The sequence below is a fragment of the Micromonospora sp. NPDC049151 genome (assembly GCF_040648395.1).
Classification (GTDB): Bacteria; Actinomycetota; Actinomycetes; order Mycobacteriales; family Micromonosporaceae; genus Micromonospora.
Genome location: NZ_JBEZDP010000031.1, coordinates 40,748 through 53,368 on the forward strand (window position 1 = coordinate 40,748; position 12,621 = coordinate 53,368).

The window sequence follows — 12,621 nt, forward strand, 5'->3', positions numbered from 1 at the left end:
GACGTGTCCGAGCGACCGGGCTGGTGGATCTACCACGGGACGGGTGTCCCGCACGACGACATCGCCCGGCTGCCGGCACCGCCGCCGTGGCGGTTGTTCGACGACGAGGCCGTCCCCATCTCCCCGTGGGTGGAGGAGTCGGCGGCCGACGCTCGGCGGGGCGAGAACTACCGCCCGGACCGCGACACAGTTGAACTGGTCAACGCCGCCATCCACCTGCGCCGGCCGCTGCTGGTGACCGGCCGTCCCGGCACCGGAAAGTCCACACTGGCCTCTGCCGTCGCCCATGAGCTGGGGCTCGGGCGTCCACTGCGGTGGAACATCACCAGCCGCGTCACGGTGAAGGACGGCCTCTACCAGTACGACCCGCTGGCCCGGCTCTATCAGGCCAGGCGGGACAGCGGGTCCAGGCCCGGCGACGAGCCAGAGGACGTCGGGCGGTTCATCCGCCTCGGCCCGCTCGGCACGGCGCTGCTGCCGGCCGAGCGCCCACGGGTGCTGCTCATCGACGAGATCGACAAGGGTGACCTGGACCTGCCCAACGACCTGCTCGCCATCTTCGAGGAGGGGTCGTACGAGATACCGGAGCTGGTCCGGCAGGCGGATCAGGCCGCCGACGCCGCGGTGATGACAGCGGACAGCACCGAGCGGGTGCCGGTGCGTCACGGCCAGGTCCGCTGCCGGGCCTTCCCGATCATCGTGATGACCAGCAATGGTGAGCGGGACTTCCCGCCCGCGTTCCTGCGCCGGTGCATCCAGGCGACCCTGCCCCAGCCCGAGGCGGAGAAGCTGTCGCGGATCGTCGAGGCGCATCTGGGCACGCTGGCCCCGAGCGGCGCGGAGATCATCCAGCGGTTCCTCAGCCGGCGGGACCACGACGACCTCGCCACGGACCAGCTGCTCAACGCGATCTACCTCACCGACCAGGCGGGACGGACCACGGGTGTGGACCGGGACCAGCTCGCCGACAAGGTGATGGCTCACCTGTCCCGCCGGCCCGATGACGATTGAGCGGCTACGTGCCGCGATCACGGCGGTGGGGGGCGCCCCCACCGCCCGGGACCTCGCCGAGGTCCTATGGCTGAGCCACCACCTCGGCCCGGCGGCGCCGGTGGCCGCTCCCCCGCCGGCCCCGGCCGTCGGGCCGCCGGGCGTGGATGCCGAGCCGGCGGCGCCCGGCCCACCGGCGCCCGCCCGACCGTCCGAACCCCCCGCGCCCGCGCCGGCCCCGCCACCCTCCCGGCCCGCGACCACGCCGCTGCACGCCGCGCCCGCCGCGCCCGGCACGATACGGGCCGGCGAGATCACAGTGCCGCAGTCGGCCTCGCTCGGTGACCGCCTGGGCCTGCAGCGGACCCTGCGACCGCTGACCCGGCGGGTGCCGTCCCCCCGGCAACAGGTCCTCGACGAGGAGGCGACGGTACGCGTCGCGGCCGAGCACCTGCTGGGCGGCCGACCGTGGCCGGCGGTGATGGTCCCGGCGACCGAGCGTTGGCTGGACCTGGCGGTGGTGGTGGACAGCACCGCGTCGATGACGCTATGGCGGGAACTGGCCGGCGAAGTGGTGGACACCCTCGCCGCCGCGGGGGTTTTCCGGCGCGTCGCCCAATGGCGGCTGGACCGGGACGACGCCGGCCGGGCGAGGCTGTCGACCTGGCGTGGCGACCCGCGCACCGGCGCCGAACTGGTAGATCCCAGCGGCCGTCGGGTGATCCTCGTCGTCAGCGACTGCGTGGACCGGATCTGGCACACCGGCGCGGCCGGCGCCCTGCTGCACCGGTGGGCGCGTCGCGGGCCGGTCGCCGTCCTCCAGCCGCTGCCCGAACGGATGTGGTCACGGACCGGCAGCCGGACGACGCCCGGGCTGCTCAGCACGCCCCGTCCCGGGGCGCCCAACTCCGACCTGCGGTTCGAGCCCTTCGACGGGTCCCCGCCACCACGCGGGACCGTGGTGCCCGTGCTGGAGATCGACTCGGCGTGGTTCGGCCGCTGGACCCGGCTCGTCGCTGGTGCCCCGGCGGTCACCGCGGCCGTCACCGCCGTGACCGGTGAGCAGCGCGACGCCGTCCTCGCCGGACACGGAGGGCACCTCCCGCCCTCGCGGCGGGTCCGGCAGTTCCGCTCCTCGTCCTCCCCCGAGGCCGTCGAACTCGCGGCCTACGTCGCCATGAGTGAGCCGGTGCTGCCGGTCATCCGCTACATCCAGCAGGCGATGTTCCGCCGGGCCACCCCGTCCCAACTCGCCGAGGTGCTGCTCAGCGGTCTGCTGCGGGTGGTGGACGCGCGGACCGGCCGCTACGCGTTCGTCGAGGGTGTGCAGCCGCTCCTGCTGGACACCCTGAGCCGGCCCAAGATGGCCCGCGCGGCCGAACTGCTGGAGCACCTCTCCCGAACCGTCCAGTCGCGGATGGGCGTGGCCCGTACGCACTTCACCGCGCTCACCCCGGGGCCCGGGCACCCCGGGTTCGGACCGGACAGCCGGCCCTTCGCCGTCGTCAACCTCACCGCCCGGGCCCGGCTCGACCGGGCCGGGACGCCGCTGGCCGGCGCGTCCACGCCACGCCCCGCCCCCGACGACGATGCCGGTCCGCTCGCCACGCCCGATCCGGCACCCGGATCCGCGCCTGCCGACGGCATGCGGGACCTGCTCTCACCGTGGCGGCGGGCGGTACGGTGCACCGGCCGCGACCGGGAACTCGCCGAACTGCGTCGCTGGGTGGACCTGCCAGGGCCGTCGCTGCGGGTCGTGACGGGAGGTCCGGGCGTCGGAAAGACCCGGCTGCTGGTCGAACTGATCGCCCAGCTCGATGCCGCCTCGGCAGCGGAGGGCCACACGGACGGACGCCTCGTCGTCACCCTCGCCGGGGGCGGCGAACTGGTCGTGATCGACGAGGCCGAGACCCGGCCGGGGACCGTCCGGCGGGAGCTGGCCAGAGCCGACCGCGTCGCGTCGACCCACCTGCTCCTGATCACGCGGGCCGCCGGTGACTGGTGGCAGGAGCTGCGACGCACCGGCCCGTCGCGACTCGTCGGCGACGCGACTGTCGACCGGCTGGACCCGCCCTGGCGGGCCGGCCCGCCGCGGCAGAGCGCGCTGCGTGAAGCCCTGCGCGGCCTGTCCCAGGCTCTGGACGCGGCTGCGGGCACGGATCGCTGGCGCGAGCACGGCGAGCGGATGCGGCTGCCCGACGTCGGCGACGACCGGTACGCCACCCCGCTGTCGCTGCACATCGTCGCCCTGCGCATGCTCGTGCGCACCCTGCGCGCACCGGCGCCGGTGACCCCGGAAGACCTGACGGCCGCACACGCGACGAGGGAACGCCGGTACTGGGAGGACGCAGCTGTCGCCGCGCAGATCTCGTACGCCCGGCCCGGCGAGCTCGACCGGTACGTGGCGGCGGCGACCCTGTACGGGGCGGCGACGGCCCGCGACGCCCAGGACCTCATCAGCCGGCTGCGTCCGGACATGGCCACCGACCGGCCGACCCTGCACCGGCTGGCGAACTGGCTGCACGAGCTCTACCCCGGCGGCCCCGAGGGGTACTGGACGCCCGTCACGCCGGACGACCTGCGGTCGGAGATCGTGGTGCCCGCCGTCCTGGCCCACCCCGATCTGGTCACCGGCATCCTGGCGGATCGCTCGGCGGACCAGGTCCGGCGGGCGATGCAGATCCTCGGCCCCGGCTGTCGCAGGCATCCCCGGCTGGTCGAGCCGGTCTGGAGGGTCGCCCGCGGCCATCCCCCGCTGTTGCTCGCCCTGCTCGAGCAGACCCGGTCCCGGACCTCGGTGCTGCCACCGGTCCTGGTGGACCGGCTACGGCGGCTGGTCGCCGACCCGGACACCCCGGAATCCACACTGCGCGCGGTCGCGGACGGGCTGCCCGACCCGGCGGCCCTCTTCGCCGGTCAGCCGGCATCCGTCTCGGAACGGCTCGTCGCGGGTTTCCGCCGGCTGTCCGACCGGGACCGCTACCTGACCCCGCTGGCGGACGCGCTGGCGCGGCACCGGGAACGGCTGCTGGCCGAGGGCGCGGCCGACGCCGTGACCGACGTCCTCGCCGAGGAGGTCGAGCTGCGGGCCCGGCTGGCGCAGCGGGCCGGGCCGCAGTCCGTCGACCGCGTCGTACGCGCGCTGGCCGCGACGCTCGACGCACAGACCGGCCACCTGGCCCGGACCGGACTGACGACGCAGGCCCTCAGCAGCGCCGACCGCGCAGTCGCCCAGTACCAGCGGTTGATGTCCCGGGGCTCCCGGGACGCCAGGGGGCCGCTGTGCGCCGCGGAGAACCGCCGGGCCCGGGTGCTGGCCGACCTCGAACGCGTCGACGAGGGGTTCGAGGCGGCGCGGCTCGCCATCGCGCACGGACAGGAGGTCGTCGCGGCAGGGGCGCCCGAGGGTGATGATCTGCTGAACGAGGCCCGCGCCACGCTGGCCATGCTGCACCGTCGCAGCGGCGACCCGGCCGCCGCCCTGGCCGTGGAGAACCAGTGCGTCCGCCGCTACCGGGAGCGGTACGCCGCCGAGCCGGACCGGCACGCTGTCGCGCTGGCCCGGGCGCTGCTCCGACAGACCCTGGACCTCGCCGACCTCGGCGCGGCGGACGACGCGTTGGCCACCTGCGAGCAGGCGGTGGCCCTGATCGGCGCCACGGTTCCGGCGCCGGTGGCGGAGATGGCTACCGCACGCCACTGCCAGGCCATGCTCCTGCGGTCCACCGGCCGGGCGGATCAGGCAGCGACGGTGCTGCGGGAGGTGGTCGTCCTGCACCGCCAGCTCGCCACCGGCGACCCGTCCCGCCGTGGCCGGGACCTGACCGAGGTGCTGCGGCAGCAGGCGTGGATGCTCGCCGAGACGGGCCCGGTGGAGGCGGCGATCGAGGCGCTCACCGAGGCCGGGGACGTGCTGGCCCGGCTGTTCCGGGAGGACCCCGCCGACGCCAGCCTGCGCGCCCTTCTGATGGCCAACCACCAGGACCTCGCCGAGACCTGGGACCGGGTGGGCGAGCCTGCGACGGCCGAGCGGCACCGGCAGCGGGCCCGGCTGCTCCGCGAGGCCGGCGGGGCCGCAGGGCAGCCGGGGTCCTAGTCGAGGGCCGTCCACACCGCCCAGAAGGTCTCCAGCAACTGCGCCGCCCAGCGCTGCGCTCCCTGCGGCAGCCCGGCCCTCACCGACCAGGCGGTCCCCGCGCCCGTCGCGGCGGCGGTCAGGGCGAGGATCACCAACCGGTATGCCCGGTAGGAGGGAGGCAGGTCAGCGGAGCGCACGGGCCACCTCCGCACCGACCCCGGGCCGGCCGCGCAGCAGCCAACGCAGCGGCTCCACCGGGGCCGGCTCGTCCCGGCCGCTGAGGAAGTAACCCACCTGGGCGAAGTCCCGGGCGGCCGTGATCACCAACTGGTCCAGTCCCCGCTCGTCGAGCCAGGAGCGGACCCGGTCCGGCGCCGGCATGGTGCCACCGAGCAGGCGCCGCAGGTGGTCGGCTCGGGAGACCACTACCGCGAGGCGGCATCGCCCGGTGTCGACCCCCCGGTTGCGCAGCCATCCCACCACCAGTTCGTAGGCGTCGAGCGGATCGCACGGCTCCGGCACGTCGACGCCACCCACCAGCCCGGCGGCCAGCGGGTCGAGGACGAACACGAAGTGCCGCGTGCCGTAGAGGTAGGCGTACGAACGACAGACGACGGGGTCGAGCAGCCCGCGGGCGGGAGCGTCGAAGAACTGGAGGCGCTGGACCGTCCCGGTGCCGCCCTGGACGGTCACGGTCACCACCAGTGGCCGCGGCGGCTGTCCCCCGCCCTCCACCCGGCTCACCAGGCACTGCCCGCCGGGGAAGTGGGCGACCAGCCCGGCGGTGAGCGCCTCCACCAACGTGCTCTTGCCGGCTGCCGCCGCGCCGAACAGCGCGATCCGCACCTCGCTGCTCGCCCCGCTGCCATCGGCGAGAGACGTCTGACACTTCGGACAGTACGCCGGCAGCCGGGGGCCGGCCGCGGCCGGCCCGACCGGCAGCTTCCGTCCACATCCGCACCGGCGCCACCGGAGACCCTGAAGCCCGGGACGGAGCATCCGATGCCGCTCGGCTCCCGCCGGCACGTCCCGGCCGTGCCGGCCCGAGCACCGGTACTCGGGAAGGTCGATGAGGAAGTAGCAACGCGGACAGCAGAGACGAGTGCCGCGCCGACGGCGGCGTCGGCGCTCGCCCGCCCGTAACAAGGCGGCCACCGCCAGGGTCCAGAACCAGGCCGGCACCGCCACCAGGGCGACGACCGCGCCGACGAGGAGCAGCGCGGCAACGACCCCCACTGTCAGCCCGGTCAGACCGGCGACCGGCAGCGCGAGCAGGGGCCAGAAGAGGACGATCGTCCAGGTCCTCGACCGGACGGCGGGGCGCGGGACGTCCGGGTCGCGTGCCGGCCCCTGGAGTCGCAGGTGGTAGCGGGGCATGGTGGGCAGGTCCTGCCAGCCACGCCGCCACATGCCGCCGACCCGGCCGTGGCAACGCTCCGCCAGGTGCCGAAGGTCGTACCCGGCCTGCCGGTGGGCGTAGTGGACCCAGGCGTAGTCAGGCCGGCGTCCCCGGGGGAGCCGGGCGGTGAACTCGTCGTGCGGGGTCCGTACGCGCGGGACGTCCACCACCCCGCCGAACACGGCAACCGCCTCGGCCAGGCCGAGGGCCAGCCCGGCCAGGACGCCGCCGAGCAGGGCGTAGACGGTCAACGGCGCGATGGTGACAGTGGCCAGCCCGTAGAGCACGACGAGCACCACGAGCGCGGTCAGCAGGAGGACGGCCGGATTGGACACGGTCACCGCCCGTCCGCGCGCCGCCAGCGCATCAGCCTTCGCCGGTCGGCCCGTACGAGGGCGTTCCAGAGTTCCGACCACTTCGGTCCCAGGCTCTCGGCCTGCACCGTCATCTCGCCCAGGCGCTTCTGGGAGCAGCGGGCCACAGCGGTGCGGACCCGCTGGTCGAGGTCGGTCCGGACCCCTGCCTGGATCATCGTGGCGATCTGCGCCGACTGCTGCTCGGCGTTGACCAGGACGAAGGCCAGCACCACGTGGACCGGCCGGGAGTTCATGCCCAGCTCGGCGCGCAGCTTCCGCGAACACGCCTCGGCCAGCCGGGGCGCGTGCAGAAGCACCATGACGGCGGCGGCCACCGCCGGGGAGGCCACAACCTTGTCGCACAGCTCCGGCGTCCGCACCTCCACCAGCTTGGGCGGGAGACGTGCCGCCGCCTGGCCGAGCGCGCCGAGGTCGGGCCGGTCGGAGCGCAGCTGATCACGTACGACATCCAGCGCCCGGTACCCGTCGACGGCCTGCGCCACCTCGGGAGGCAGCGTCCACAGCCCGTGCCGGACCAGGATCTGGGCCGCGTCGACGAACTCCGGGTCGGCCTGGTAGCTCAGCACCGTGATGCCCAGGACGTGGAAGGTTCGGGGGTCCAGCGGCGTGCCCGCCGGCACCGTCCGCCGCAGCAGGTCGGCCTCGACCCGACTGACCGGCCGCGCACTCCACAGCACGGCCGCCGTCCGGTTCATCATCGACATCCACTGTGGTGCGGCCATCGCGGTCCGCAGACACTGACCCACCAGGTCGTACCGCTGCGACCTGGGCAGGTGCCGCAGCGCGGCCGCCACCACGGCGGCATCCAGTGGTTCGTCCAGTCGCATCGGCTCCCGCAACAGCACGTCCCACCACTGGTCGCCCAGCACGCCGGCCACCGCCGGTTCCGCCAGCAGCCGCCGACCCAGTTCCTGTCGCAGCAGACCGACGACCTCGTCCGCGCAGGCCCAGGTCTGCGGCTCGTACGGACGGTCCGGATGGTCCGCCCAGTCCAGGACGAACTGCCAAAGGCCGGGGCGCAGGTCGGCGGCCGAGGGCCGCAACCCGAACCGTCCGCACAGCCGCAGCAGCGCGTCGAACTGTTCGGGCGGCGCCGTGCGCAGCGCCTCGACGCACGGCCGGAGCGCCCGCTCCTCGTCGTCCCGGGTCCACGCCGGCGGAGCGGGCGGCGCCGGCTCGTCCGGCACCCGTCCCGTTGCCGCCACCTCCCGCCGCTCCGCGTCGATGAGGGCCGTCCGGACCCGGACCGCGTGCCGGCCGGGGGTGACGGTCCGGCCGGCCTCGTCGAGGTCGCGCAACACACTCGCGGGCCACCGGTCGACGTGCTCCAGCAGCAGGTCGACGATTCCGCCGCCGTACCGGCGCACCAGCGGCGGAGGCCCGTGCCGCAGCCACGAAACCAGCGGCCCGACATCCTCCCGTTCGGGCAGGCGACGCAGGATCGCGGCCAGCGCCACCTCGGTCCCGGCCTCGCCGGGCAGCCCGGCCGCGGCCGCCACCTCCACCGCGTCGACCACGTCCAGGGGGTCCTCGGTGAGGAAGAGCTCGGTCCACCACCGTGCCTCGGGCGTCTCGGGCGTCGGTGTCCACACCTGCCGGACCAGGTCGACCACCAGGAACCCCTGGTCGTTGTCGAGGTCGGCGGCCGGGCCGGCCCAGTCGGGATGCACGGCCAGGATCCGCTGCGGCGCATACGCGGGGTCCAGCGTGAACACCTTGAAGCCGGTCCGCAGGGCGACCCGCTGCGGCAGGAGCAGTGTCACAGCTGTCACCCAGCGCAGCACCTCAGCCGGCTCCTGCGCGACGAAGAGGATCCGCCGGCCGGCGCCGTCCCGCAGGGTCGACAACAGGGCGGTGAGCAGAGCGGCGCCTTCCGGGGATCCACGCACGAACGCCTGGGCGTCCACCGCGCCCAACGGGCCCGGCTGCCAGCCCGCCTCGATCGGCGGGCAGCCGGGCCCGTCCGCCGGCTCGCTTGTCCAGAACGGCGCCCCGAACAGCTGGGCCGGGCGGACCAGGCCGTAGGAGGCCGGGTCGCTTGTCACGATCGCGTGGGTGAGATGGTTGCCCTCGCGCCCTCCGCCGCTCTCCCTGCCGAGGTACACGCCGGTCGCGGTGGCCAGGAGCCCGTCCCAGACGTGGGCGAAGGAGACGGGATAGGTGTTTGCCGCACGCCGCTCCCGCATCCACCGGGGCGGCGGCTCGTAGAGCAGGCAGTGTTGCACCACCGCCTCCGCGCCCTGGTCCGCGCCGGTGGACCGGGACTGGAACTGCAGTCCCGGTGTGCCGAGCAGCCCCTGACCTTCGCGGCAGTCGGTGTAGATGAGGGTGTCGAACCGCCCGGTCATTCAGTCCTGCCGGGGCACGACGCCGAACCGGTTGAGACTGAGCAGCCACAGCAGCGGCTCGTCCACCCGGTAGGGGCGGACACCGCCGGGCTCGACGAGCGCGTTGTCGTAGTCGGGCGGCGCGCCGAGCGCGGAGACGCAGAAGTAGCGGAACGTCCGGTAGTTCTGTCGCAGGAGCTGCTCGATGTCGTCGCCCTTCCAGCTGCGGAGCAACGCGGCTACGGCCTCGTGGGTGGCCCGGCCCAGCCGCTCGTCGTACGCGGGCCCGGGCCGCGGCTCCTGGCAGAGCGGGTGTTCCCGTCCCAGGACGTCGAAGAAGGCGTCCATCTTGGCGAACGCGACAGCGACCGGCTTGCCGATGCGCTCGCTCCCGCTGACCCCGGTGCTGGCGCGCAGGCTCTGGGTGAGCCGGTCCACCACCTCGATGGTCTCCTCGGTGGAGCGGATCGCGGATCGGGGAAGCCGCAGCCGCTCCCGGGCCTCCGGGAGCATGAACGGGTCGAGCAGCAGGATCAGCCCGTCCGCGGCGCCGACGTACGCCAGGTCGTGTGCGCCACTGAGGCTCCCGACGTCCTCCCCCGCCGTGTCGTGGAAGGACAGGTAACTGGTGCGGTAGGTGGTGCGGCCCCACTTGCGGTGCTCGCTGCGCCACTCGAAGACCAGGGGCTCGCGACGGCGTTCCCGGTTCGGTGCGGTCTGCGCCGGCAGCTTGTGTTCGGTGAACATCCGTTCCACGTTGTCGGCGAGCCAGCGCGACGGCGACTCCGACCCGCCCTGCCGGTCGCCGGTCATCCGGATGCCCGCGCCGAACCGCCGGCGCAGTTCCGCCGAGCGCAGCTGCCGGGCGAGCACGGTCAGGTAGACCGACTTGCCGGTGCCCTTACCGCCGAACATCGCGATCATCGGGCTGGCCGAGTGCCCGAAGTTGGGCGGTAGCGGGGTGTGGCACTCCGGGCATGCGCGGACGCCGGTACGCCCGCCGCAGTGCGGGCACAGCGCCAGGCGTGCCGGACGCAACCGCTGGGTACGGGGCGGCGCGAAGGTGGGCAGTACCGCCGAGCCGAACCCGGTCCTGCGCCGGCGTTGCTCGTCGACCCGCGTCCGGCATCCGTCATGGTCGGCGTCGCCCTGGCCGAGACACTGGAACCACAACGCCGTGCCGTCGATGCGTTCATAGCAGAACGGGCATACCACCTCAGACAACTCAGGTCACCTTCATCGATCCGACAGCGGGCAGGGCGACCACGGTGGGCACCGGGCCGTGGACGAAACAGCGGATCCAGTACGGATGCGCGCGCCGCGGCAGCGACGGCACCGCCACCTCCAGGTCGTGCGGCCGCTCGGGGCGCAGCTCCAGGTGTTCGGCGACGGCCAGCACGGACCCCTCTTCGACGCTTCCCGGCATGGTGGGCTCCGAGCCGAGCACCACGGTCGCCGTCACGCCGACGAGCACGGCGTCCGCCTGGAGCCGGACGGTGATCCGCCGTCGTCCCGCCCGCCAGAGCGGGCTGCGGTGCAACGAGTAGGAGACAGCCACCGGGCGCGCCGGCAGGGTGACCTCCCGTACCGCCGACCGCACCTCGTCGCCGACGACGTCCGTCACGACGACGACCCGGGCCACCGACTGTCGTGTGCCGGCGGGGATCCGGAAGCCGTTCGCGCCGGCGTAGGCCGACCGGGTCACCTCGTGACGCATGGTCCCGCCCGGGGCGGGCCACTCCACGACGGCCCGCCGCGCCCCGTGCGGCCAGATCCAGGTGAGGACGACGTCCTCGCCCCGCCGTTCCGCCTGCAGCCGTCGCACCGGCTCGGCGATGCCGAGCGCCACGAACCGGCCAGCGGTCAGCCGCTCCCCGTCGATCACGAAGGGCACGTAGAGGTGGTAGCCGACGGGGACCTCGGCGACGAAACCGGTCTCACCGTCACTGGTCTCCCTGGCGCCGGTCAGCTCCTCGCCGAAGGTGTCCAGGACCGTCATCGGCAGCGCGGAACCCACCGTCCAGGGCGGCGGCGAGGCGCAGCGGTGCACGCGGACCTCTCGGCCACCGGCGTCCGGCCACGACACGCGTACCCGGCACCGGTCGCCGCGAGCACCAAGCACCGACACGGTCAGCTCTGGGACTCCTGCCGTGGTGGCGGACCCGGTGTCGCCGGCCGTGGTGGACTCGCGGTCCGCCCCTGCTCCCCCTGCGGTGTCGGCAGGTCGCACGGGGGACGTGGTGGCCCCGGCCGGATCCTCCAGGCGAGCCAGGACGAACGAGCGGACCTCGGCCTGCCAGGACGGATCCACCGCGCCGCCGCCTGCCCTCACCGGCGCCGGACCCGTGGTGGGCGGTGGCGCGGCGAAGTGCCGGGCCTCCGCCATCGCGTCGCGTATTCGCCTCCGCATCGATTCCCGCGGCCGCGACGCCCTGGCGCCGTGCTCCTGCCACCAGGCCGGATCAGTCATGGAGTCACCGACGGTGCGGATCAGCTCCTCGTCGGCCCGGATGAGCAGCCGGCAGATCTCCGCCCGGCTGTCCGGTCCGACGGCGCTGTCCTGCCAGAAGCGGCGTACGACGGTCAGGTGACGGATCAGTTCCGCGCGGGTCCAGCCCGGCTCCACCGCGTAGCGGGCGGCAAGGTCACCGGGGGGAAGGCGCCCGTGGTGACCCCGCAGAGGCTTGATGACCTCGCGGTCGTAACGCTCGGCGTCGAACGCCATGGGTCAGCGAGGACTCGGGCGACGGGGAGCGGGGCGGGGTCCAGGCGAGCGGCCGCCGGTCAGGTCCGGCGCCCACGTCCATGCATGCACATCGGTGAGATCATCACAGCCCGGCGGGTGATCACAAGCAACTGTCGTCGGCTGGACAGATCATCGGTGGCGCGACGAACTCCGCCCCCGGCCGGGGCCGGGGGCGGAGTCGGCGTCGGTGTGCATGTCGCCTCTCGGCGAGTGGCGCGACGCGGCTCCAGCCGAACGGTATTCCGCGAAGGCAATTTAGGTGAGGCCCGGGGACACTGAACACACCGACGCTCTGCACAACGGTACCGGGGTCACGGTTCTTCCGCTCGTTCGTCGTGACCCCGGTCACCGCCGGGTCAGCTGTTCCAGTGCTGGGCGACGAGGTCGGCGGCCTGCTGTTCCCACTGGGCGTAGTGGTCGGGGTAGGCCGACACCTGGACGGTCTGGGCGGCCTTGGTCAGTGGCATGTCGCGCCAGCCGTCGACCTGCTTGAGACCCTTCAGGAACGCGGTGGTGGAGTACTCGGGGTCGGTGATCTGCTCCACCGTGCCCCACCCGCTGGAGGGGCGCTGCTGGAACAGGCCCTGCGAATCGTGGTCGTTACGGTCGCCGAGGTGGCCGAGGTTCTCCAGCTTCGACTCCTGCAGGGCGGTGGCGATCGACACGACGGCGGCGCGTTCGTCCATGCCGGCCTTCTTCGTCGC

7 protein-coding genes and 1 pseudogene are annotated in these 12,621 nt (G+C 74.1%); 2 read left to right on the top strand and 6 right to left on the bottom strand.

What is annotated here, in order from left to right:
* The first annotated feature begins 3 nt into the window (after positions 1-3).
* Together AB0B20_RS26755 and AB0B20_RS26760 are read left to right on the top strand one after the other, a co-directional pair.
* Positions 4-1,011, top strand: coding sequence for a MoxR family ATPase (locus AB0B20_RS26755; protein ID WP_357474414.1), 1,008 nt, complete (start codon positions 4-6; stop codon positions 1,009-1,011).
* On the top strand, positions 1,001-5,086 hold the full coding sequence (locus AB0B20_RS26760; RefSeq protein WP_357474417.1) for an SAV_2336 N-terminal domain-related protein: 4,086 nt from the start codon (positions 1,001-1,003) through the stop codon (positions 5,084-5,086). The genes AB0B20_RS26755 and AB0B20_RS26760 overlap by 11 nt, the downstream gene beginning before the upstream one ends.
* On the opposite strand, the gene AB0B20_RS26765 is transcribed toward AB0B20_RS26760, so the two are convergent.
* The 6 genes and pseudogenes from AB0B20_RS26765 to AB0B20_RS26790 all read right to left on the bottom strand — a co-directional run.
* On the bottom strand, positions 5,083-5,265 hold the full coding sequence (locus AB0B20_RS26765; RefSeq protein ID WP_357389797.1) for a hypothetical protein: 183 nt from the start codon (positions 5,263-5,265) through the stop codon (positions 5,083-5,085). The two genes, AB0B20_RS26760 and AB0B20_RS26765, sit on opposite strands and share 4 nt — an antisense overlap.
* Positions 5,252-6,808, bottom strand: coding sequence for a hypothetical protein (locus tag AB0B20_RS26770; RefSeq protein ID WP_357474420.1), 1,557 nt, complete (start codon positions 6,806-6,808; stop codon positions 5,252-5,254). Before AB0B20_RS26770 ends, AB0B20_RS26765 begins: the two co-directional genes overlap by 14 nt.
* Complete coding sequence (locus AB0B20_RS26775) at positions 6,805-9,192, bottom strand: GTPase-associated protein 1-related protein (protein ID WP_357389801.1); 2,388 nt, start codon at positions 9,190-9,192, stop codon at positions 6,805-6,807. Before AB0B20_RS26775 ends, AB0B20_RS26770 begins: the two co-directional genes overlap by 4 nt.
* Positions 9,193-10,395 carry a zinc ribbon domain-containing protein gene (locus AB0B20_RS26780; protein WP_357389803.1) on the bottom strand — a complete coding sequence of 401 codons (1,203 nt, stop codon included), beginning with the start codon at positions 10,393-10,395 and terminating at the stop codon, positions 9,193-9,195. It abuts the gene before it with no gap.
* 1 nt (position 10,396) lies between these two features.
* A complete protein-coding gene (locus AB0B20_RS26785; protein WP_357474424.1) occupies positions 10,397-11,896 on the bottom strand; it encodes a hypothetical protein in 1,500 nt (499 codons plus the stop codon).
* Between the two features lie 377 nt (positions 11,897-12,273).
* A pseudogene (locus tag AB0B20_RS26790) lies at positions 12,274-12,621 on the bottom strand (hypothetical protein); the annotation flags it as partial.